This window comes from Nostocoides sp. F2B08 (assembly GCF_009184895.1).
Taxonomy (GTDB): domain Bacteria; phylum Actinomycetota; class Actinomycetes; order Actinomycetales; family Dermatophilaceae; genus F2B08.
This window is the reverse complement of record NZ_WESE01000005.1, coordinates 234,970-257,110: the sequence shown is the minus strand read 5'-3', so window position 1 is coordinate 257,110 and position 22,141 is coordinate 234,970. Positions and strand designations below refer to the sequence as shown.

The window sequence follows — 22,141 nt, the reverse complement described above, 5'->3', positions numbered from 1 at the left end:
CCACCCGCCGGACCCCGAGTCCACCGTGCGCCCCGTCTGCCGGCCCCGGGAGACGGGGCGCACGCTTTGGCCCGGGTCGCGCCCGGCCCGGTCAGCCCGACCGGAGCACCCAGCCCACGCATACGAGAGGATGGACGAGTTGTGAAACCGGGACCATTCCGATACTTGAGCCCCGACTCGCTCGACGAGGCGGTGGCGATGCTCCGCGAGCACCCGGAGGCCAAGGTGCTGGCCGGCGGCCAGAGCCTCATCCCTGTGCTGTCCATGCGGCTCGCCCGCCCGACCCACCTCGTCGACCTCGCGGGCATCCCCGGTCTGGACCGCATCGAGGTCCGCGACGACTGCGTCCGCGTGGGTGCGCTCGTGCGGCACGCGCAGCTGCTCGCCGACGACGAGGCGTATGCGGCGCTCCCCCTCCTCCGTCAGGCCCTGTCCAACGTCGCGCACCCCGCGATCCGCAACCGGGGCACGACGGTCGGGTCCATCGCGCACGCCGACGCGGCCGGCGAGATGCCGAGCATCCTCGTCGTCACCGACGGCGTCGTCGAGGTCGTCGGCCCGAACGGCCGACGCGAGATCGCCGGCACCGACTTCTTCGCGGGTGCGCTCGAGACCGCGCTCGAGCACGACGAGATCGTCGAGGCCGTGCGCTTCGGACGCTTCCCGGCCCGGACCCGGACCGCCTTCCTCGAGTCCGCCCGGCGTCACGGTGACTACGCCCTGGCCGGCGTCGCCGCCGTGCTCACCCTCGACGAGATCGGGCGGATCGCGTCGGCCCGGGCCGCATTCGTGTCCGTCACCGACGTGCCGGGGGTCGTCGACCTCACCGACATCCTGAGCGGGATGGACCCCGACTCGGCCGACTGGTCGGTGATCGACGAGCCGGTCCAGGCCGCGCTCGCCCCCGAGTCCGACATCCATGCCGACGCCGACTACCGACGGATGCTCGCCGGCGAGCTGGCCCGGCGGGCGTTCGCCGCCGCTGCCGGCGCTACCCACGGAGGGACCCATGCCTGACACGACGACCTCGAGCCCGATCTCGACGACCACCTCCGCCGTGACCGCCGCGGACCTGCTCGCCGACGAGATGCACGACGTCACCGTGACGGTCAACGGCGTGGCCCGCTCAGCACGGGTGCCGGCCCGTCGCCTGCTCTCCGACTTCCTCCGCCACGACCTGCGCCTGACCGGCACCCACGTCGGCTGCGAGCACGGGGTCTGCGGCGCCTGCACCGTCCTCGTCGACGGCAGCCCGACCCGGGCCTGCCTGATGTTCGCGGTCCAGGCCCAGCGACACGAGATCACGACGGTCGAGGGCTTGGGCAGCACGCCGGAGACGATGAACCACGTCCAGCGCGCCTTCGCCGAGTGCCACGGCCTCCAGTGCGGCTTCTGCACCCCCGGCTTCGTCACGACGATCACGGCCTACCTCGAGGATCACGACGACCCCACCGAGGACGAGGCCCGCGAGCTCATCTCCGGCAACCTCTGCCGGTGCACCGGGTACCAGAACATCATCAAGAGCGTCCTGCGAGCCGCGGAGATCAAGCGCGAGGAGATCACGCGCGACGAGGGGGGGCGAGCATGACGACCAGGCAGTTCGGCGCACCGGTCCAGCGACGCGAGGACCCCCGCCTGCTCACCGGTGGCGGCCGCTACCTCGACGACCTCGGTCACACCGCCTACGAGGCCGCGTTCGTCCGCAGCCCCTACGCCCACGCGCGGATCCTCGAGATCGACACCGATGCCGCCGTCGACGTCGACGGCGTCATCGCGATCTACACACACGAGGACCTGCCCGGGGCCGTCGGCGAGCCGCTCCCGGTCCTCATCCCCCACCCCGCCCTGACCGCAGCCCGCACCGGGTACCCCCTCGCGAAGGGCGAGGTCAACCACGTCGGCGAGGCCGTCGTCATGGTCGTGGCCACCAACCGCTACGTCGCCGAGGACGCCGTCGACCGGATCGTGGTCCGCTACGAGCAGCTCCCCCCGGTCGTCGGGATCGAGAACGCCCGCGAGGCGGCGCACCTCGTCCACGAGGACGCGCCGGGCAACGTCTCGGCCCACCTCGTCCAGGAGGTCGGCGACGTGACGTCCGCGATGGCTGGAGCACCGCATACCCTCACTCTCGAGCTCGACATCGAGCGCAGCGCGTGCATGCCCATGGAGGGCAAGGGCGTCTACGCCCGGTGGAACTCCGACGACGAGTCCCTGCGCGTCTACTCCTCGACGCAGACCTCGACCGGCGTGCGCGCCTGCGTGGCCGCCAAGCTCGACCTGCCGCTGGCGAAGGTCGAGTGCATCGCGCCGGACGTCGGCGGCGGCTTCGGGGTCAAGATCATGCACCCGTGGCCTGAAGAGGTCCTCGTCCCCTGGGCCTCGCGCAACCTCGACCACGACGTCAAGTGGACCGAGGACCGCCGCGAGCACTTCATCTCCTCGGCGCACGAGCGCGGCCAGCTCCAAGAGGTCACCGTCGGGTTCGACGACGAGGGCCGCATGCTGGCGCTCGATGTGCGCTTCTGGCACGACAACGGCGCCTACACGCCCTACGGCATCATCGTGCCGATCATCACCGCCACCCAGCTGCTCGGTCCCTACAAGCCCGGCTCCTATCGCGTCGAGTTCTTCTCGCTCTACACCAACACGGTGCTCGTCACGCCGTACCGCGGCGCGGGACGCCCGCAGGGCTGCTTCGCCATGGAGCGGACGATGGACGCGATCGCGGCCCATCTCGGGATCGACCGGGCCGAGGTGCGCTCGCGCAACTTCATCCAACCCGACGAGATGCCCTACGACCACGGCCTGATGTTCCAGGACGGGCGCCCGCTCAAATACGACTCCGGCGACTTCCCCGCGTCCTTGGCCAAGCTCAAGGAGCTCGTGGGCTGGGACGACTTCGCCGACTACCGCGCCCAGGCGGAGGCCGAGGGCCGCAAGGTCGGGCTCGGCATCGGCTGCTACGTCGAGGGCACCGGGGTCGGTCCCTACGAGGGCGGGCACATCCAGATCGAGACGAACGGGCGGGTCAACGTCGCCACCGGGCTGACCACCCAGGGCCAGGGCCACCAGACCTCGCTGGCCCAGATCGTCGCCGACGAGCTCGGTGTGCCGATCGAGAACGTCCACGTCACCACCGGCGACACCCGTCGGATGGCGTATGCGGTGGGCACCTTCGCCTCGCGGGCTGCGGTCATGAGCGGAAACGCCGTCGCGCTCGCCGCCAAGGTCGTGCGCGCCAAGGCGCTGCGGATCGCCGCCGACGCCCTCGAGGTCTCGCCCGAGGACCTCGAGATCGAGGACGGCGTCATCTCCGTCAAGGGCGCCCCGGGCAGCTCCATCGACCTGGGCACCATCGCCGTCATGTCGAACCCGCTCCGCTACGCCTTCGACGAGGCGGCCAAGAAGGCCACCCAGTTCGCCGGGACCTTCGATGTCGAGAAGCCGCCGATCGGTGACGACGACGAGCCCGGCCTCGAGGGCCAGGACTTCTACTCCCCCACCCAGGCGACCTTCGCGAACGGCATGCACGCGGCGATCGTCGAGACCGACCCGGTCACCGCCGAGATCCGGATCCTGCGCTACTGCGTCGTCCACGACTGCGGCAACATGATCAACCCGCTCATCGTCGAGGGCCAGGTGCACGGGGGCGTCGCCCAGGGAGTCGGTGGAGCCCTGTACGAGCGAATGGTCTACGACGAGTCCGGGCAGCTCCTCAACGCCTCGTTCATGGACTTCCTCATGCCCTACGCCTCGGAGGTCCCGTTCATCGAGACCGACCACCTCGAGACCCCGAGCCCGCTCAACCCGTTGGGGATCAAGGGCGCCGGCGAGGCCGGCACCATCCCGGTGACCGCGGTCATCGCCTCCGCGATCGAGGACGCGGAGGGCTTCCCCATCACCTCGATGCCGATCAGCCCGCCCGAGCTCTGGGCCCTGCGCCGCGCGCACGCCCGAAAGGACGCCTCATGAAGATCTCCGGAAGCAACACCCTCACCGCGCCGGTCGACCAGGTCTGGGGAGCCATGCTCGACCCCGCCGTGCTCGCCCGGTGCCTGCCCGGCTGCGAGAGCCTGACCACGACCGGCCCCGACGAGTACGCCATGCGCGTCACCGCCGGTGTGGCGGCGATCAAGGGAACGTATGACGGTCAGGTGGCCATCACGGACAAGGACGAGCCGCAGTCCTTGCGGATGAAGGCGAGCGGCAGCGGCGCTCCCGGGACGATCGACGCGGTCGTCGACGTGCGGCTCGCGCCGCACGACGGCGGTGGCACGGTGCTCTCCTACGACGCCGACGCGACCGTCGGCGGGACGATCGGCGGGGTCGGTCAGCGGATGCTCGCCGGCGTGACCCGGAAGATGGCAGGCGAGTTCTTCACCGCGCTCGACAACGACATCGCGACCGGCGGTGCGGTCGCCGTCGAGCCGGAGCTCGCCATGGCCGGAGCCCCGGCGGCGCAGGCCCCCACGCCCGGGGTCGGTGCGGTCTACGCCGGGCGGGCGCCCGCACCGGGGGGCTTCGACCTCGGCGATGCCAAGGGCTTCGTGCTCGGCACCGTCCTCGGAGGTGCGCTCGTCGCCATCGGCGTCCTGCTCGGCTCGCGGCTCGGGCGGCGGCGATGAGGGCCTTCACCGCGGCCGCGGTGCAGGTCGCCCCGCGCACCGAGCCGCTGTCCCCCGAGTCTGTCCAGGCCAACATCGAGCACGCGATCATGTGGACGCGGCGCTGTCACGAGGCGACCAGCGCGGAGCTCATCGTGCTGCCGGAGACGGTGACGACCGGCTTCACGCCGGACTGCTCGACCGAGGACCTGTGGGACCTCGTGAGCGAGCTTCCCGCGCGCGGGGACGCCACGCATACCCTCGTCGCTCCCTTCGCCGACCTTGCTCGCGAGCTGGACGCGGTCCTGTGCGTCGGCACCTACGAGCGCGGTCCGGAGCGCGGCATCGTGTACAACTCGGCGGTGCTCATCGACCGGGACGGCGCCATCCTCGGGGTGTACCGCAAGACGCACCCGTTCTGCAGCGAGGCCGTCTCGGGCGGCGGCTGGGTCACCCCCGGTGACACGGTGGCCGTGTGCGATACCGACCTCGGCCGGATCGGCATGATCATCTGCTTCGACGGCGACTACCCCGAGCTGTCCCGCATCCAGGCGGTGCGGGGGGCCGAGGTGATCCTCCGGCCGACGGCGCTGCTGCGCTCGGCGGACGTCTTCGAGCTCACCTCGCGGGCTCGCGCATACGACAACCACGTGTTCATCGTCGCCCCGAACGCGACCGGAATCGACCCGGCCGGGGTGCACTTCTTCGGCAACAGCCACATCGTCACGCCGATCGGTCACATCGTCGCCAAGGCTGCCTCGCACGAGGGCTGGGTCTCGGCCCGGCTCGACCCCGACGAGGCCCTTGCCTCGCTCACTCCGGGCTCGAACATCCCGCAGGCGTTCGACCACCTGCGCGACCGCAACCTCGACCTCATCCGCAACCACCGCGATGATCTCGAGGCGCCCGCGAAGACGTCCTTCCCGCACTGAGGCGGCACCGGGGGCGGGGACCCGGCAGCGGTGTGCCGACGCAGTGCGATGACGCCGATCCGGCACACCGGCGTCGCGGGGCCTCACTGTCGCAGCTCCTTCCGGATTCACAGAGCCTTCACGAACTCCGGCCGGGGCCCTTCACGGGCTCCGCGTTGAATCGATTGCATCAGCAGATCGATCTCACGAAGGAGGACCCGATGAAGACCATGACACGCAACATCCTGGTCGTCGTCTCGGCGGCATCGCTCGTCGGGCTCGCGGCCACGGCACAGGCGGTCGGAACGGCGCAGACCACGACGCCCGCCCCTGCGGTGGCCACAGCGGCCGCGCTCGACCCAGGGCTGGCAGAGCAGCTGCGCTTCACCCGCGAGGAGGAGCGGATGGCGCGCGACCTGTATGCGGCACTCGCCATCGAGCATGACGGCGCCCGCCCGATGAGCCGGATCACGACGAGCGAGCAGCGCCACTTCGACCAGGTCGGCCTGCTGCTCGAGCGCTACGGCGTCGCAGACCCCTCCGACGGTCTGGAGGCCGGCAGTTATGCCTTCCCCGAGCTCCAGTCCCTCTACGACCGATGGCTGAGCGAGGGAAGCGGGAGTCTCGATGCGGCCTTCCAGGTCGGGATCGAGCTCGAGGAGCGGGACATCGCCGATCTCGAGGCGATGATCGAGGAGACCGACCAGGCCGATGTCCGCACCGTGCTCGAACGTCTCCTCGCCGGCTCCCAGCACCACCTGACCACCTACACCATGGCCTCAGAAGGCGGCCTGCCCGACGGCACCGGGGACGGTATGCGGTACCGCCCCGGCCGGCACAACGGGCCGATGCAGAACGGGCCGTGGGGCAACGTCGGCCAGGGCGGCGGCACGGGCCGTGGGCCGGGCAACGGACAGATGCTCCGCCAGTCGCCGAGCGACGAGGACGGCATCCGTCCCTGGGGTCCCGGACCGAGCGCGGGTCTGAGCGACTGCTGGCTCCGGGACCAGCTCGAGAACGACGACACGAGCGAATGAACACACAGCCGAATGACGACACGGCCGGTTGACGTGACGCCCACGACCTCGGACCGGTGAGCAAGACCGGGGGCCCTACGCTCGGAGGGTCCCCGGTCCGGTCGTTGCCGGGCGGGAAGAACCGCACGCGGAAGGAGCTCAAGGCACCATGGCGCGCCGCATCCTCGTCGTCGACGACGAGCCGTCGATCCGCGAGCTGCTCCGGGCCTACCTCGAGGCCGACGGGTTCGAGGTCGTCCTGGCGGGCACCGGTGCCGACGCCCTCCACGAGGCGACGGAGAGCCAGGACCCACCCGACCTCGTGCTCCTCGACATCGGCCTCCCGGACCTCGACGGGCTCGAGGTGCTGCGGATCCTGCGCCGCACGTCGGACGTCTACGTCATCCTCGTCACGGCGCGCGCCGAGGAGGTGGACCGCATCATCGGCCTCTCGGGTGGTGCCGACGACTACGTGACCAAGCCGTTCAGTCCGCGTGAGGTCGTCGCCCGGGTCCGGACCGTGCTGCGCCGTTCGCGGATCCCCGAGGGCGAGGATCCGACCGGCGGCGGGCGGGGCGGGCCGCTCACCTTCGTCGGCCTGACCATCGACGAGTCGCGTCGCGAGATCACGCGCAACGGGTCGCCGGTGTCCCTGTCCGCCCTCGAGTTCGACCTCCTGCGCGCTCTCGCCAGATCACCGGGACGCGTCTTCTCCCGCGCCCAGCTTCTGGAGGAGGTCTGGGGATACGACTTCTACGGCGACGAGCGTGTCGTCGACGTGCACGTCCGGAGCATCCGGAGCGCGCTCGGAGACGACGCCGTTGCTCCCGAACTCATCGCCACCGTTCGCGGCGTCGGCTACAAGTTCATCGGGGAGCCGTCGTCAGCGGGACCGGGCCGCGGCGGGAGCACATGATGAACCGGCTCACCGTCAGGCTCGTGGTCAGCCATCTGCTCGTCGCCGCGGTGGGGGCCGCCGCCACGTTCCTCCTCGTGCGGGTCCTCGCACCGCAGGCCCTGGACCGCAGGATGCGGGGCCTCGGTGGCGGTCCCGGTACCGGACGGATGATGCGCGACCAGTTCGTCGCCGCCGTGGACTCGGCCCTGCTCGTCGGAGTGGGTGTCGGGGCCCTCGCAGCCGCCGCCATCGGTGCGGCGGCCGCATACCGGTTGGCGCGTCCGCTCGAGCGGCTCAGCTCGGCGACCCAGGAGATGGCCTCGGGGAGGTACGACGTCGACGTGCCCGCACCCGGCACCCGCGAGCTGGACGACCTCGCCGACAGCGTGCGCACGCTGGGCGCATCCCTCCGGGAGACCGAGGAACGGCGGGTCCGGCTGCTCGGTGAGGTCGCCCACGAGATGCGGACTCCCCTCACCGTCGTCGACGGCTACGTCGAGGGGATGATCGACGGGATTCTCCCCGCCGACGACGAGACGCTCGCGCTGGTCTCCGGCGAGCTGCGCCGGCTGCGCCGGCTCTCCGACGACCTGTCCTCCCTCTCCCGGGCCGAGGAGGGGCGTCTCGACCTCTCGGTGAAGGAGACCGACCTCACCGAGGTCGTGCGTCAGGCCGCCGAGCGGCTGCGCCCCCAGGCAGAGGATGCCGGCGTCGAGCTGGTCGTGCGGGTCGGTGACCCACCGCTGCGTGCGGAGGTCGACGCCGACCGCGTCGCCCAGGTCATCACCAACCTCGTCGGCAATGCGCTCCGGGCGACCCCCTCGGGGGGCCGCGTGAGCGTGTCGGTCGAGTCCGCCGGTGAGACGCTGGTGACACGCGTCGAGGACACCGGTGAGGGTCTCGACCCCGCCGATGTCGAGAGGGTCTTCGAGCGCTTCTACCGGGTGCCGGGTAGACGGCGGCCCGAGCAGGGGTCCGGAGACGAGGGCTCCGGAATCGGCCTGACGGTCTCCCGGCGGATCGCGACCGCCCACGGGGGCACTCTGACCGCGAGAAGCGCGGGCCGGGGACAGGGTGCGACCTTCACGCTGGTCCTTCCTCGAAGCGGTGCGTCACACTCCTGACGGTGACGGGACGTCGGGGCATAGGGTTGCACCGGAGGACACCGGTGGTGTCCATCGCTCGGCGGAAGGGATCGCGATGACGCGCGGTGACGGCGTGGTGAGCAAGATCGGCCGTGAGGAGAGCTGGCAGCTGCTGCGCTCCACGTCCTTCGGTCGGATCGGATACCGCCTTCGAGGCAGGACCCGCATCACCCCCGTGAACTACGTCGTCGACGGGTCGCGCATCGTCTTCCGAACCGCCGAGGGGTCGAAGTTCTTCGCCCTGAAGATCGAGGACGACGTCGCCCTGCAGACCGACCACTACGACGAGGACCACGCGTGGAGCGTGCTCGTGCACGGCATCGCGCGGGAGATCACCGACGAGCCGGGCACCGCCGACGTCGTGGCCCGGCTCCGACCATGGGTCCCGACGAGGAAGGACCACGTCTTCGCCATCGACGTCGACAAGGTCCGTGGTCGGCGGTTCGTGCTCGACCGGTCCCCGGACTGGGCGATCTGACCCGCCGCGGCGCCCGACGCATACCGCCGCCGGTCCGTTCCCGCGCGACACAACCTCCGTCGCGCGACACAACCTCCGCCGATCACCGGACATTGCGGTCTCGGCACGAACCGAAGGTCTCCCCGGGGAGCATCTGTCTCCTGGCGGAGTAGACGTCCTATCCACGTCGCGTCATGCGGTCTGGCGAGGTCTGCCGGAGGAGCGCCCGGTCGTTGGCAAGGACTGCCAACGATCGACGCGCGGCTCGACGGTTTGATGGACGCATGACGGAAGTGACGGCCGACCAGGCCAGGGACATCAGCACGAGTGAGCACCGGCGGATCCGCATCGGGATCGACACCGGCGGCACCTTCACCGACGTCGTCGCCGTCGACGAGGACTCGGGCGAGCTGCTCACGACGAAGACCCCGAGCACGCCGAGCAACCCGGCCGACGGGTTCATCACCGGAATCGAGAAGATCCTCGGCTTGATGGGCGCGAGCGGCACCGACATCACGGCCGTCTCGCACGGCACGACCGTGGCAACGAACAAGCTCCTCGAGGGCAAGGTCGAGCAGCTCGGCTTCATCACGACCGAGGGCTACGAGTTCATGCTCGAGATCGCCCGCCAGTCGGTGCCGGACGGATACGGCAACTCGTACTTCTGGGTCAAGCCGGAGCGGATCGTGCCGGCCGACCGGGTGCGCACGGTCGCGGGCCGGATGGACTTCGAGGGCGGCGAGATCCGGCCGTTCGACGAGGAGCAGGCCCGCACGGTCGCCCGGTGGTTCCGGGACAAGGGCATCACGACGATCGGCGTCTGCTTCCTGCACGCCTACGCCAACGACGCCCACGAGCTCCGGATGCGGGACATCCTCCGCGCGGAGCATCCCGAGGCCGTCGTCTCGATCAGCAGCGAGGTGCTGCGCGAGTACCGCGAGTACGAGCGCTCGATGACCACCCTCGTCGACGCGGCGGTCAAGCCGAACGTCAGCCGTTACGTGACGAACATCCACGACCGGCTCGCCGACTTCGTCTCGGCGAACGGCGACGAAGGAGCTTCGTTCGACGCAACAGAGGGTCGCGCGAGCGCAGCGAGCTCCGAGCAGTCCGGGGGGGTGCACGGGGGGGCGGAGCCTCCCCGTGGGATTCCGTTCTACGTCATGAAGTCCAACGGTGGGGTGCTCTCCGCCGACGAGGTCGTGCACCAGCCGATCACCACCGTCCTGTCCGGGCCGGCGGCGGGAGCGCTCGGCGCGGCGCTCATCGCGCAGAAGGCCGGCTTCCCGAAGGTCCTCACGTGCGACGGCGGCGGCACGAGCACCGACGTCTCGGTCGTCCTCGACGGCCAGCCCACGCTCACGACCGAGGGCTCGGTCGGCGCCTACCCGAGCAAGATCCCGATGATCGACGTCGTGACCGTCGGCGCGGGCGGCGGCTCCATCGCATGGATCTCGCCCGAGGGTGCGCTCAAGGTCGGACCGCAGTCGGCCGGCGCCGACCCCGGCCCGCTCTGCTACGCCAAGGGCGGCACCGAGCCGACCATCACCGACGCGCACGTCACGCTCGGCCGGATCCCTCCGCACCTGCTCGGCGGCGAGATCCCGCTCGATGTGGACGCCGCGCGCGCCGGCATCGAGAACCTCGCCGGCAAGCTCGGACTCGACTTCGAGCGCTGCGCCACCGGCATCCTCGAGATCTCGGCGTGGAACCAGGCGAACGCCCTGCGCCAGGTGAGCGTCAAGCGAGGGCTCGACGTCCGCGACTTCATGCTCACGACCTTCGGCGGCTCGGGATCGCTCCTCGCCTGCCGGCTCGTCGACATCCTCGACCTCGCCGGGGTCGTCGTGCCGCCGAACCCAGGCAACGTCAGCGCCTTCGGGCTGCTCACGGTGGACGTCAAGAACGACTACGTGCAGACCCATGTGGCGCGCGAGTCCGCGCTCGACCACGCGGTGGTCCAGGGCATCATCGACGACCTCACCGGCAAGGCCCGTGCCGCACTGGACAAGGAGGGCTTCTCCTTCGAGTCGCATCGCTTCGACCGCACGATCGACGTCCGCTACGTCGGGCAGGCGTTCGAGGTCCGGGTCCCGGCTCCCGAGGGTCCCGTCGACGAGCGGTTCGTCGCGACGATCGCCGACCGTTTCCACAGCGAGCACCGCCAGCTCTACGGCTACGACTTCCGCGGTGACCGCGACCAGCACGTCGAGTGGGTCAACCTGCGCGTCACCGGCATCGGGCCGATCACCCGTCCGGAGATCCTCGCCGTCCCGGGCGGCGACGGCGAGCTCGCCGAGCGGGCCGTCACAGGAACCCGCGACGTCTGCTTCGACGCCACCGACGGGTACGTCCCGACGACCGTCTACGCCCGCGAGCGCCTCGGCGCCGGCGACGCCTTCGCCGGTCCCGCCATCGTCGAGGAGTTCGGCTCGACGATCCCCGTCCACCCCGGGTTCGTCGTCCGGGTCGACGACTACGGCAATCTCGTCATCACGAAGGAAGGTGCGGTTCGATGACCGCTGTCGACATGGACTACGTCCTTGCCAAGCCGGACAACCCGGCCGGCCTGCCCACCGCATACGAGCACGGCGGTCGACTGACGCCGGAGGGGGCGTCCGTCGACCCGATCCTCGTCGAGATCGTCCAGGGCACCCTGGCGAGCGTCGAGATGGAGGTCGAGACGGCCATCGGCCGCACCAGCCGCTCCCCGATGATCCGTGACGCCCACGACTTCCGCGCGGGCATCCACGACCGCCAGCTGCGCAAGCTCACCGGCCGGTCCTACTCGGCCCTCGTCCACCCGGTCGCGCGCGACTTCCCGCTGTCGGAGATGCGCGAGGGAGACGTGTTCTTCCACAACGACGTCTACGAGTCCGAGGGCGGCATCGGCCACCTGCCCGACCTGTGCGTCACCGTGCCGGTGTTCCACGACGATGGTCGAGGGCCCGAGGTCGTCGCTTTCGTCCAGGCCTTCGGGCACCACGACGACATCGGCGGCGGCTGCCCAGGCTCGATGCCCAGCGGCGCGACGAGCGTGTTCGAGGAGGGGCTGTCGGTCCCGCCGATCAAGCTGTGGGACCAGGGTGTCCCGAACAAGGCGGCGCTGCGGATCATGACCCGCAACTCCCGCATGCCCGACAGCCTGGCGGCCGACCTCGACGCCGAGTGCTCGGCGTGTCTGATGGGCGCACGCCGGCTCTCCGAGCTGTTCGACCGCTACGGCCGCGACCAGGTCGAGGGCGCTTTCGACGCCATCCTCGACGCGACGACCGAGACCTACCGCCGCGAGATTCTCTCGAAGATCCCCGACGGCACCTACGTCTGGGAGGACTACGCCGAGCACGACGGCGTCGACGAGCCGACGCTGCACACCCAGCGGATCACACTCACCAAGGTCAGCGACGCACCGGCCGACCCGGAGAACAACCGCCCTGCCGGTCCACGGCTGATCGTCGACTTCACCGGAACGGCGGCCCAGGCGAAGGGGCCGATCAACCACTGCGGCGACTATGTCGGCGGCAACTTCCTCAAGAAGTGGCTCGCCCCGATCCTGCGCAACCTCGCCGACACCCCCGAACGGATGGCCGAGCTCGACGTCAACGAGGGCATCGTGCCGCTCATCGAGATGCGCTTCCCCGAGAAGGGCACGCTGCTCACCCCGGTCTACCCGGCGCCGACGAACGCCCGGACCTTCGTCATCCTCCGGCTCCTCGGCGTCCTCGCGGGCGTGGTCGCCAAGGCGGTCGACGGGCAGATGCCGGCCGACCAGGAGACGATCCGCTACACCGGCGTCTACGGCGAGGACCGTGACGGCAACAGCTACCTCATGCGCGAGGTGCTCGGCGGCGGCTCGGGTGGCCGGTACTACGCCGACGGCGAGGACACGATCCACGTCGTTCCGGACAGCCGCAACCTGCCGACCGAGTTCACCGAGAGCCGCTTCCCGTTCATCGTCGAGCGGCTCGGCCTGGCCGTCGACTCCGGCGGCGCGGGACGGTACCGCGGCGGCCTCGGCTACGAGAAGCACATCAGAATGCTCAAGGACGCGCACTTCATGTCCATCGCCGACCGTTCGATCCTCGCCTGCTGGGGCGTCAAGGGTGGCAAGGCCGGGGCGCCGTTCCAGGTGACGATCGACCCGGGCGGCCCGGACGAGCGGGAGGTCGACGCACTCGCCGACGCCGAGCTCGTCCGGGCGGGGCAGGTCATCCGCATCCGGACCACCGGCGGCGGGGGCTGGGGCGACCCCCTGACGCGTCCGTACGACGAGGTCGAGCGTGACCTGCGCTGGGGCAAGGTCTCCTTCGCGGGGGCGCGCACCGCATACGGCGTCGTCGCCTCCGGGACCACGGACCAGCCGGTCGTCGACGTGCAGGCGAGCGACGAGCTGCGCGAACGAATGCGCGCCACGCGCAGCGAGGAGCCGTTCTTCGACCGCGGTCCGGGGTATGCGCGACTCGCCTCGGGCGCGAACGCCGCGGACGTCGACTGGCTCTGACCCCCGCCCCCTGTTGTGTCATGGAGACACGCCGACGACAGCGCGACGCGGTCGGCGTGTCTCCATGACACAAGCCCGCTGAAGTGTGGATTCGGCGCCGCCCGGCGACGATCGCATCACAACCGCGCACGTGGAGCGACCCGTGCTGGCAGGATCGCGGTGTGGTCGCAGAGCTGGTGGAGGTCCAGGAGTTCCTTGTCGCGCACGCGCCGTTCGAGGCGTTGCCCGAAAGCGTGCTGCGGGGCCTGCCGCCGCGCCTGACGACGCGCTACTACCGCCGCGACACCGAGATCGTCGCGGCGGGCAGTCACAACGACGAGATGTTCGTCCTGCGCTCCGGCGCGGTCGAGGTCCGTGACCCGCACGGCGGGCTCGTAGACCGCTACGACACCGGACGGTGCTTCGGCTGGGCCGCACTCCTCTCGGACGGCATCGCGCCGTTCACCCTCACCGCGATCGAGGACTCACTCGTCCTCGTCATGCCGGGCGAGGTGTTCCGCGAGCTGTCGCGGACCCAGCCGATGTGGTCGGTGTTCTTCCAGCACTCGCTGAGCGAGACGATGCGGATGGCTGTACGCGCCGTGCACACCGCCGACCGCGGCACCACCGTGCTCAAGACCAAGGTCGGCGACATCATCCGCCGCGCACCCCTGTGGGTGACGCCGGCGACGACCATCCGCAGCGCCGCCGAGACGATGCGCGACGAGCGGGTCTCGAGCCTGCTCGTCATGGCCGAGGACGAGCTCGTCGGCATCATGACCGATCGCGACCTCCGCAACCGGGTCGTCGCCGAGGGCCGCGACATCGAGCAGCCAGTGAGCGCCATCATGACCGCCGACCCGATCAGCGCACCGGTCGAGTCGATGGCGTTCGAGCTGCTCCTGTCGATGGTCGCCAAGAACATCCACCACATGCCCGTCACCGACGGCGGCCGCGTGGTCGGCCTCGTGAGCAGCACGGACCTGATGCGCCTCGAGCGCGCCAACCCGGTCTACATCGCCGGCGACATCCAGAAGATGACCACCGTCGAGCAGCTCGCCGCCGTGCAGCCCAGGGTGGCCGAGATCGTCGGCCAGCTCGTCACCGAGGACGCCACCGCCGACGACATCGGCCGGGTCGTGACCGCGATCGCAGACGCCATCGAGCGGCGGCTCATCGAGCTGGCCGAGGTGCGGCTCGGACCGCCTCCGGGTCCGTACTGCTGGCTCACGCTCGGCTCGGCCGGGCGGCTCGAGCACGGCCTGTCCAGCGACCAGGACCACGCGCTGATCCTGAACGACGAGACCCTCGCCGGTCCGGACGGGGACGCCTACGCCGACTACCTGAGCGAGCTGGCGACGTTCGTCTCGGACGGCCTCGCCGCGTGCGGCTACCGCTACTGCACCGCCGGCCTGATGGCGACGAACCCGCAGATGCGCCAAGGTCTCTCCCGGTGGCTCGACACCGTGGCGAGGTGGGTCGAGAACCCCTCCGACGACACCGTCCACCGGGTCCGGTCCTTCTTCGACCTGCGCCCGCTGCACGGCGACGCGCGACTGTTCGAGGAACTGCAGCGGGCGGCGCTCGCCGAGACGGCCGACAGCATGCCGTTCCTCGGCCACCTCGCTGCCCAGGCGACCCGCACCCAACCGCCGATCGGCTTCTTCCGCGGCTTCGTCCTCGAGAAGGGCGGCGAGCACGCCGACACCCTGGACCTCAAGGACCGCGGCGTGCGCCTCGTCGTCGACCTCGCCAGGGTGTATGCGCTAGCCGGGGGCCTCCCGCAGGTGAACACCCAGCTGCGACTCACCGCGGTCGAAGGAACCGGGCGGCTCAGCGCCGAGCGCATCGCCGACCTCAAGGACGCCTTCGAGTTCATCTCCTATGTCCGGCTGCGGCACCAGGCCCGCCAGGTCCGGGCCGGGGCGGAGCCCGACGACTTCGTCCCTCCGGACGAGCTCAGCCAGTTCGAGAAGCGCCACCTCCGCGACGCGTTCCAGATCGTCCGGCAGGCGCAGTCGGTCCTGACCACCGCATACCCCGACCAGGGCTGAGCGGCGGATGCTGTTCCGGCGCTCCCTCGACAGCAGGCGGGCGGCCGCGGCGAGGGCGACGCCTCCGGGGCCGTTGCGCGACTTCCTCGAGGTGCCGATCGACGACCCGCGCATCGACTGGCTCGAGGGTCGCTACCTCGCCGTGGACCTCGAGCTGACCGGACTCGACGAGCGCACCGACGAGATCCTGTCGATCGGGCTGATCCCCGTCGACGGCCCAGCGCTCGTCCACCGGGGCGCCGAGCACCTGTTCGTCGTGCCCGACGGAGAGGTAGGGCAGTCCGCCGGCATCCACGGCCTCACCGACGACCGGCTGGCGGCCGGCCTGCCGCTCTCCGAGGCGCTGCCCGCGCTGCTCGCGGCGCTGGCCGGACGCACCCTTGTCGCACATCACGCCCCGGTCGAGGTCGGGTTCCTGTCGCGGGCCTGCGAACGGCTCTACGGCGCGCCGCTCCTGACGCGTTCGATCGACACCATGGCACTGCAGCGGCGAGTGCTGCGGATCGCCTCCGACGACGAGGTCCGACCGGGGGTGCTGCGGCTGCAGGCGGCTCGTGACCACTTCGGGCTCCCCCGCTACCGTGCCCACGAGGCGCTCACCGACGCGATCTCGGCCGCCGAGCTGTTCCTCGCCCAGGCCGCGCACCTCGGCGGACGCACCGGGATCACCCTGAAGTCGCTGTCGAGCTGAGGGGTGACGCGATTTCTTCCCATGGAAGGAATCCCCACCATCGGGAAAGAAGGGTTGTGTCCCAAACCCGGCGTTTCCTTCCCAAGGAAGAAAAGGAAACCCCTCCTCGCCTCTCGGAACACCTACCAAGTCCGTTGGCGACCTTTGGCAAGGGGTGCCAACTCAGCGACCACGCCGGGCGTGGTTGAGTGAGTGCCGTGACCGCACCGCTGCAGGACATCGTCGTCATCGACCTCTCACGCGCACTCGCCGGCCCGCACGCCGCGATGATGCTCGGCGACATGGGCGCCCGCGTCATCAAGGTCGAGTCCGGCACAGGCGACGACACCCGCGGCTACGGGCCGCCTTTCGTCGGACCCGAGGACGACCCGATCTCCACGTACTTCCTGTCGTGCAACCGCAACAAGGAGTCCGTGACGCTCGACCTGAAGAGCGAGGACGGCACGGACATGCTGTCCCGGCTCGTGGCGGCGGGCGACGTCCTCATCGAGAACTTCCGCCCGGGTGTCCTCGACCGCCTCGGCTTCACCGTCCAGCGTCTGCACGAGCTGAACCCGCGGCTCGTCATCCTCAAGATCAGCGGCTTCGGGGAGGACGGCCCCGAGGGCGGCCGCGCCGGCTACGACCAGATCGCCCAGGGCGAGGCGGGACTGATGTCCATCACCGGACCCGGACCGGACGACCCGCAGCGCGTGGGTGTGCCGATCGCCGACCTGCTCGGCGGTCTGCACGGCGCCTTCGGCGTCGTCGCCGCCCTCAACGAGCGCCACCTGACCGGGCGGGGGCGCGTCGTGCGCACCTCCCTGCTTGCCGCGGTGGTGGGGGTGCACGCCTTCCAGGGCACCGCATACACGGTCGCCGGGAAGGTCGCCCGCGCCCAGGGGAACCACCACCCCTCGATCTCGCCGTACGGTCTGTTCGAGTGCGCGGACGGCAAGCTCCAGATCGCGTGCGGCAGCGAGGGCCTGTGGGTGAAGTTCGCGACGGCGTTCGGCATCGACCCGGCCACCCCCGGCATGGCCACCAACGCCGACCGGGTCCGCAACCTCCCTCTCGTGATCGAGACGGTCAACGGTGTCTTCGCCGAGTATGCGAGCGAGGACCTGCTCGCCCGACTCGCCGAGATCGGCATCCCGGCCGGTCGCGTGCGGACGATGGACGAGGTCTACCAGTGGGACCAGGTCGCGAGCCAGCATCTGCTGCTCGGCGTCGACCACCCGGTCCTCGGCGAGATCACGCTGCCGGGCTCGCCGATCCGCCTCGACGACAACCCGTTCGCCGGAGGCCGCGCCGAGCACCTGCCGCCGCCCCGCCTCGGGGAGCACAACGCGTCCGTCCGCGCGTGGCTGGACTCCCTGGACCACGGCGATGGCTGAGAACCGGCCGCGCCGACCGAACTCCGCCGAGCTCATCGCGGCGGTCCTCGACGAGGGCACGTGGCTCTCGTGGGACGAGGCACCGCTGCGGGTGGCCGAGGACGGATCGGAGTATGCGGCGACCCTCGCCTCCGCGGCGGAACGGGCCGGCACCGACGAGTCGATCGTCACCGGCGAGGGCCGCATCGGGGGCCACCGGGTCGCGGCCATCGTCGGTGAGTTCCACTTCCTGGCCGGCTCGATCGGCCGGGCCGCCGCCGAGCGGATCGTGCGGGCGTTCGAGCGCGCCACCGAGGAGCGCATCCCGCTGTTCGCCGCGCCGACCTCCGGCGGCACACGCATGCAGGAGGGCACGCCGGCGTTCGTGACGATGGTCAAGATCACCGCCGCGGTCGGAGCATTCAAGGCGGCCCGCCTGCCCTACATCACCTACCTGCGCCATCCGACCACCGGCGGCGTCTTCGCCTCCTGGGGTTCGCTCGGTCACGTCACCGTCGGGGAGCCCGGCGCGACGATCGGCTTCCTCGGCGCCCGCGTCTACGAGTCGCTGTACGGCAAGCCGTTCCCGGACGGCGTCCAGACCGCCGAGAACCTCTGGGACCACGGCCTGCTCGACGCGGTGCTCCCCGTCGAGGACCTGCGCGAGATCGCGATCAGGTTCCTCTCGCTCGTGCTGGCCCCGCGGGAGCAGCCGCCCGTCGAGGATGTGCCGCTCGAGCGCTTGCCCGACGTGCCCGCGTGGGAGTCGATCACCCGGTCCCGCCACCCGGACCGTCCGGGCGTGCGGGCCGTGCTGCGGTACGGCGCCGACGACGTCATCCCGCTGTTCGGGACCGGCGCCGGAGAGTGGGACCGGTCGTTGTTCCTCGCGCTCGCGCGCTTCGAAGGAGTGCCCTGCGTCGTGCTCGGCCAGGACCGCCAGGCCGAGGCAGCCGAGAAGCCGCTCAGCCCGTCCGGTCTGCGAGTCGCCAGACGCGGTATGCGGCTGTCCCACGAGCTCGGAATCCCTCTGGTCTCGTTGATCGACACCTCGGGCGCGGCCCTGTCGAAGCAGGCCGAGGAGGGCGGCATGGCCGGGGAGATCGCGCGCTCGCTCGCCGAGCTCGTCGCGCTGCCGGAGCCGACCGTCTGCGTCCTGCTCGGGCAGGGCACCGGCGGTGGCGCCATCGCGCTCATGCCGGCCGACCGGGTCATCTGCGCCCAGCACTCGTGGCTGTCGCCGCTGCCGCCGGAGGGTGCGTCGGCGATCCTGTACCGGACGCCGGACCGCGCACCCGAGATCGCGGACCGCCAGCGGGTGCGGTCCCTGGACCTGCTGGCGGCCGGGATCGTGGACCGCATCGTCGCCGAGCGCCCGGACGCCGCCGAGGAGCCGGTCGAGTTCTCCCGCCGGATGGCCCAGGCGATCGCGCACGAGCTGACCAGGCTGACGAGGATGGAGCCCGAGGTCCGGATGGCCGCTCGGCACGACAGGTACCGCCGGCTCTAGGTGCACGGCTCACCGCACGGGCGGATCGACCGCGACACCTGAGGTCCACTCGCCCGAACGGCGACCGCAGCACCCGAACCACGACCTGACATCTGCATGTGCAGGTGCCCGGTCGTAGTTCGGGTGTTGCCGCAGCCTTGTGGGTGCCCGGGTCGATCAACGGGTGCGGACCGGCACCGCGTCCTCGGCCCGGACCGGAACGGCGACAGCGGGGTGCTCGGCACGCTGCTCGTGGATGGCCAGCGCCACGACGGTGACGAGGACGATGACGAAGCCGAGCCACTGAGTCGGGGTCGGACGGGCCGCGAACGCGACGACCCCGATGAACGCGGCGGTCAGGGGAAACGCGAGCTCGGCCATCGTCGCCCGGGAGGCGGGGGTGCGGCCGAGCGCCAGGTAGTAGAGGACGAGCGCCAGGAGCCCCGGGACGAGGGCGAGGAGCACGAGCGACGGCGCGAGGCTCCACGGCAACGACACCGGGGTGCGGGTCAGCCCTGCGATGAGACCGAGCGTCAGCAAACCCACGGTGAACCGCAGGGCGGTGAGGTCGCGGAAGCGCAGCTCGGCACTCGCCAGCCGGCCGAGGACGGTGCCGGCCGCCCACAGCGCCGCCGCACCGACGGCCAGCAACGCCGCCTGAGCTCCGGCCACCGTGACCCCCAACGGGTCCGCGAACGCGAGCAGCCAGGCTCCGACGACGCCGGGGACGAGGAACAGCGCGAAACGGGGGCGCAGCCGCTCGCCGAGGATGACCGCGGCGAGGAGGACCGCGATGAGCGGCTGCAGCTTCTGCAACACCTGCGGGGTGATCGGGTCGCCCAGCCGGAACGCCGCGGTGAACAACGTCGTGGCCAGTGCCGAGGAGCCCGCACCGATGACGAGCACGGCGCCCTGGGTCCGCGCACTGACCCGACGCAGCCGCTGCACGGCGGGGACGACCCAGGGCGAGACGAGGACGACGATGATGACGTGCTCCCAGAACACGATGGCGAGCGACGGGTAGTCCCGGGCGAGAGGTGAGCGCCACAACGCGGACAGGCCCCAGAGCGAGGCGGCCACGGCCACCAACCAGGTGCGGTCACCGCGGACGGTCATCGGCATACTCCTTCTCGACCCGGCAGCACGGACGGGACGATCCTGCCAGGCCGCTCCGGCGCGCTCTGCACCGCCCCGTGTCGGCTAACCCTTCGTGGAGCCGAGGGTCAGACCCGAGACGAACTGCTTCTGCAGGACGAAGAAGACGATGAGCACGGGGAGCGCGACGATGATCGAACCGGCCGCGACGAGGTTGGTGTCGACGAAGAACTGTCCGCGCAGGTTGTTCAGCGCGGACGTGACCGGGAACTTGTCGCCGCGCGAGAGGAGCACCGTCGCCCAGAAGAACTCGTTGTAGATCCAGGTCACCTGCAGGGTCGCCAGGGCCGCCAGAGCCGGTCGGACCAGCGGCATGGTCAGCTGCCAGTACTGGCGCCAGATACTCGCCCCGTCGATCTCGGCCGACTCGTAGATCTCCTTGGGGATCGTCTTCATGTAGTTGCTCAGCACGAACGCACAGAAGCCGAGCTGGAAGGCGGTGTTGACGAGGATCAGGGCCCAGAAGCTGTTGAGCATGGTGCCCGTGTCGCTCATGAAGGTGGGGAGCGGAATCTCGCGGAACATCCGGAACACGGGAATGAGCAACGCCTGCGGTGGCAGGAGGTTCGCCGCCAGGAAGACGCCCAGCATGACGAGGTTGAACCGGTAGCTGAAGCGTGCGAGCACGAACGCGACCAGCGAGGAGAGGAAGAGCGTGAGCAGGACGGCCGGGACCGTGATGAAGAGAGAGTTCTTGAAGTGCAGACCGAAGTTGCCCTGTGTCCAGGCCTGTTGGTAGTTGTCCAGCGTCCAGCCGCCGAACGAGAGGTAGCCGTTGACCTGGGTGTAGTTGTAGTCCCGGAACGAGTTGACCAGCGCCCAGACGAGCGGGAAGAGCCAGAGCAGGGCCAGCACGAACATGATGATCGTCGCGATCCGACCGCGGGGCCGGTTGATGACCCCGCCCTCGACCCGTTTCGAGGATCCACGCGTGGACGGCTTGTCGGGGGTGGTCGCGGCCACCGGCGTCGCGGTGCTCATGGCTGCCTCTCCTCGGAGAACACGGCTCGAAGGTAGAGCGTGATGAAGACCGACGAGATGATCATCATGATCACTGCCAGGGCCGAGCCGAAGCCGTACCTGGTGGCTTCGCCGATGACGTTCTGACTGACCAGGGCCGCGATGATCTCGAGGCCGTTGCGACCCTTGTTGATGATCCAGACGAGGTCGAAGGCACGCAGTGACTCGATGACGACGATGACGATGACGATGAGGTTGATGGGCCGCATCACCGGGAAGATGATCGTGAAGAACGTCTTGACCTCACTGGCCCCGTCGACGGCAGCGGCCTCCCGAAGGGAGACGTCGACCCCCTTCAGACCCGCCAGGTAGATGAGCATGATGTACCCGGTGTGCCGCCAGGCGGTGGCGAAGAGCACGGACCACAGGTTGATGTTCGGGTCGCCGTACCAGTCGATCTGGGTGCCCAGGACCTGGTTGAGCAGCCCCTGGTCCCGTGAGTAGAACAGCTGCCAGATGAAGCCGATGAGGGCCAGTGACAGGACCACCGGCAGGTAGAACGCCGTCTGGTAGAAGCGGCTTCCCCGCATCTCACGGTCGAGGATGACCGCGAGGAACATCCCGAAAAGCGTCGGGATGAAGAACAGGAAGACCAGCCAGATGAGGTTGTGCCTGATCGCGGGCCAGAACGGCGGGTAGATCGTCGTGATGTCCCGGTAGTTCTGCAGCCCCACCCATTCGATCGTGCCGATCTGGAAGCCGTTCCACCGGGTGAAGGAGAGGTAGACGGACGCGAGCGCCGGTAGCCACACGAGCCAGAGGACCAGCACCAGGGGGATGATGATCATCGTCGCGACGACCAGGCGGTCGCGCGGCGCCAGTCTCCTCTCGCGAGGGCGGGAGGAGACCGGCGTCGTGGTGCTCAT

18 protein-coding genes are annotated in these 22,141 nt (G+C 70.3%); 15 read left to right on the top strand and 3 right to left on the bottom strand.

Annotated features, from left to right (window positions below):
- Nucleotides 1-165 precede the first annotated feature (165 nt).
- From GA707_RS13685 to GA707_RS13615, 15 genes are all read left to right on the top strand, one after another.
- Entirely contained in the window at nt 166-1,017 is an 852-nt protein-coding gene (locus GA707_RS13685) for a xanthine dehydrogenase family protein subunit M (RefSeq protein WP_255425086.1), read from the top strand.
- Nucleotides 1,010-1,588, top strand: coding sequence for a (2Fe-2S)-binding protein (locus GA707_RS13680; protein WP_152178995.1), 579 nt, complete (start codon nt 1,010-1,012; stop codon nt 1,586-1,588). The genes GA707_RS13685 and GA707_RS13680 overlap by 8 nt, the downstream gene beginning before the upstream one ends.
- A complete protein-coding gene (gene cutA / locus GA707_RS13675; RefSeq protein ID WP_152178994.1) occupies nt 1,585-3,972 on the top strand; it encodes an aerobic carbon-monoxide dehydrogenase large subunit in 2,388 nt (795 codons plus the stop codon). The genes GA707_RS13680 and cutA overlap by 4 nt, the downstream gene beginning before the upstream one ends.
- On the top strand, nt 3,969-4,625 hold the full coding sequence (locus GA707_RS13670; protein ID WP_152178993.1) for a carbon monoxide dehydrogenase subunit G: 657 nt from the start codon (nt 3,969-3,971) through the stop codon (nt 4,623-4,625). Before cutA ends, GA707_RS13670 begins: the two co-directional genes overlap by 4 nt.
- On the top strand, nt 4,622-5,536 hold the full coding sequence (locus GA707_RS13665; protein WP_152178992.1) for a carbon-nitrogen hydrolase family protein: 915 nt from the start codon (nt 4,622-4,624) through the stop codon (nt 5,534-5,536). Before GA707_RS13670 ends, GA707_RS13665 begins: the two co-directional genes overlap by 4 nt.
- Before the next feature lie 200 nt (nt 5,537-5,736).
- Nucleotides 5,737-6,552 carry a DUF2202 domain-containing protein gene (locus GA707_RS13660; protein WP_152178991.1) on the top strand — a complete coding sequence of 272 codons (816 nt, stop codon included), beginning with the start codon at nt 5,737-5,739 and terminating at the stop codon, nt 6,550-6,552.
- Nucleotides 6,553-6,700: 148 nt separating this feature from the next.
- A complete protein-coding gene (locus GA707_RS13655) occupies nt 6,701-7,447 on the top strand; it encodes a response regulator transcription factor (RefSeq protein WP_152178990.1) in 747 nt (248 codons plus the stop codon).
- Complete coding sequence (locus GA707_RS13650) at nt 7,447-8,553, top strand: cell wall metabolism sensor histidine kinase WalK (RefSeq protein ID WP_152178989.1); 1,107 nt, start codon at nt 7,447-7,449, stop codon at nt 8,551-8,553. The genes GA707_RS13655 and GA707_RS13650 overlap by 1 nt, the downstream gene beginning before the upstream one ends.
- Nucleotides 8,554-8,629: 76 nt before the next feature.
- Nucleotides 8,630-9,052: a pyridoxamine 5'-phosphate oxidase family protein gene (locus GA707_RS13645; protein ID WP_152178988.1), complete on the top strand. Its 423-nt coding sequence runs from the start codon at nt 8,630-8,632 to the stop codon at nt 9,050-9,052.
- 263 nt (nt 9,053-9,315) lie between these two features.
- Nucleotides 9,316-11,550: a hydantoinase/oxoprolinase family protein gene (locus GA707_RS13640; protein WP_152178987.1), complete on the top strand. Its 2,235-nt coding sequence runs from the start codon at nt 9,316-9,318 to the stop codon at nt 11,548-11,550.
- Entirely contained in the window at nt 11,547-13,532 is a 1,986-nt protein-coding gene (locus GA707_RS13635; protein WP_226963793.1) for a hydantoinase B/oxoprolinase family protein, read from the top strand. Before GA707_RS13640 ends, GA707_RS13635 begins: the two co-directional genes overlap by 4 nt.
- Before the next feature lie 161 nt (nt 13,533-13,693).
- Nucleotides 13,694-15,565 carry a putative nucleotidyltransferase substrate binding domain-containing protein gene (locus GA707_RS13630; protein WP_152178986.1) on the top strand — a complete coding sequence of 624 codons (1,872 nt, stop codon included), beginning with the start codon at nt 13,694-13,696 and terminating at the stop codon, nt 15,563-15,565.
- A 7-nt stretch (nt 15,566-15,572) separates the two neighbouring features.
- Nucleotides 15,573-16,256, top strand: coding sequence for a 3'-5' exonuclease (locus tag GA707_RS13625; protein WP_152178985.1), 684 nt, complete (start codon nt 15,573-15,575; stop codon nt 16,254-16,256).
- Between the two features lie 197 nt (nt 16,257-16,453).
- Entirely contained in the window at nt 16,454-17,632 is a 1,179-nt protein-coding gene (locus GA707_RS13620; RefSeq protein ID WP_152178984.1) for a CaiB/BaiF CoA-transferase family protein, read from the top strand.
- Nucleotides 17,625-19,121 (top strand): carboxyl transferase domain-containing protein, encoded by a 1,497-nt coding sequence (locus tag GA707_RS13615; protein WP_152178983.1) that lies wholly within the window; start codon nt 17,625-17,627, stop codon nt 19,119-19,121. The genes GA707_RS13620 and GA707_RS13615 overlap by 8 nt, the downstream gene beginning before the upstream one ends.
- A gap of 156 nt (nt 19,122-19,277) precedes the next feature.
- Here GA707_RS13615 and GA707_RS13610 read toward each other — a convergent pair whose 3' ends face one another.
- The 3 genes from GA707_RS13610 to GA707_RS13600 all read right to left on the bottom strand — a co-directional run bounded on the left by GA707_RS13610 (nt 19,278) and on the right by GA707_RS13600 (nt 22,141).
- The gene (locus tag GA707_RS13610) at nt 19,278-20,216 is read right to left on the bottom strand and encodes a DMT family transporter (RefSeq protein WP_226963792.1); all 939 of its coding nucleotides are present in this window, start codon (nt 20,214-20,216) and stop codon (nt 19,278-19,280) included.
- 84 nt (nt 20,217-20,300) lie between these two features.
- Nucleotides 20,301-21,236 carry a carbohydrate ABC transporter permease gene (locus GA707_RS13605; RefSeq protein WP_193315336.1) on the bottom strand — a complete coding sequence of 312 codons (936 nt, stop codon included), beginning with the start codon at nt 21,234-21,236 and terminating at the stop codon, nt 20,301-20,303.
- On the bottom strand, nt 21,233-22,141 hold the full coding sequence (locus tag GA707_RS13600; RefSeq protein ID WP_152178981.1) for a carbohydrate ABC transporter permease: 909 nt from the start codon (nt 22,139-22,141) through the stop codon (nt 21,233-21,235). The genes GA707_RS13605 and GA707_RS13600 overlap by 4 nt, the downstream gene beginning before the upstream one ends.

What these genes read in the sequence shown, in the direction of transcription:
- GA707_RS13625 (WP_152178985.1), top strand. Translation starts at nt 15,573, where the DNA reads ATGCTGTTCCGGCGCTCCCTCGACAGCAGGCGGGCGGCCGCGGCGAGG.
- GA707_RS13615 (WP_152178983.1), top strand. Translation starts at nt 17,625, where the DNA reads ATGGCTGAGAACCGGCCGCGCCGACCGAACTCCGCCGAGCTCATCGCG.
- GA707_RS13660 (WP_152178991.1), top strand. Translation starts at nt 5,737, where the DNA reads ATGAAGACCATGACACGCAACATCCTGGTCGTCGTCTCGGCGGCATCG.
- GA707_RS13655 (WP_152178990.1), top strand. Translation starts at nt 6,701, where the DNA reads ATGGCGCGCCGCATCCTCGTCGTCGACGACGAGCCGTCGATCCGCGAG.
- GA707_RS13665 (WP_152178992.1), top strand. Translation starts at nt 4,622, where the DNA reads ATGAGGGCCTTCACCGCGGCCGCGGTGCAGGTCGCCCCGCGCACCGAG.
- GA707_RS13650 (WP_152178989.1), top strand. Translation starts at nt 7,447, where the DNA reads ATGAACCGGCTCACCGTCAGGCTCGTGGTCAGCCATCTGCTCGTCGCC.
- GA707_RS13680 (WP_152178995.1), top strand. Translation starts at nt 1,010, where the DNA reads ATGCCTGACACGACGACCTCGAGCCCGATCTCGACGACCACCTCCGCC.
- cutA (WP_152178994.1), top strand. Translation starts at nt 1,585, where the DNA reads ATGACGACCAGGCAGTTCGGCGCACCGGTCCAGCGACGCGAGGACCCC.
- GA707_RS13610 (WP_226963792.1), bottom strand. Translation starts at nt 20,216, where the DNA reads ATGACCGTCCGCGGTGACCGCACCTGGTTGGTGGCCGTGGCCGCCTCG.
- GA707_RS13645 (WP_152178988.1), top strand. Translation starts at nt 8,630, where the DNA reads ATGACGCGCGGTGACGGCGTGGTGAGCAAGATCGGCCGTGAGGAGAGC.
- GA707_RS13600 (WP_152178981.1), bottom strand. Translation starts at nt 22,141, where the DNA reads ATGAGCACCACGACGCCGGTCTCCTCCCGCCCTCGCGAGAGGAGACTG.
- GA707_RS13640 (WP_152178987.1), top strand. Translation starts at nt 9,316, where the DNA reads ATGACGGAAGTGACGGCCGACCAGGCCAGGGACATCAGCACGAGTGAG.
- GA707_RS13605 (WP_193315336.1), bottom strand. Translation starts at nt 21,236, where the DNA reads ATGAGCACCGCGACGCCGGTGGCCGCGACCACCCCCGACAAGCCGTCC.
- GA707_RS13670 (WP_152178993.1), top strand. Translation starts at nt 3,969, where the DNA reads ATGAAGATCTCCGGAAGCAACACCCTCACCGCGCCGGTCGACCAGGTC.
- GA707_RS13635 (WP_226963793.1), top strand. Translation starts at nt 11,547, where the DNA reads ATGACCGCTGTCGACATGGACTACGTCCTTGCCAAGCCGGACAACCCG.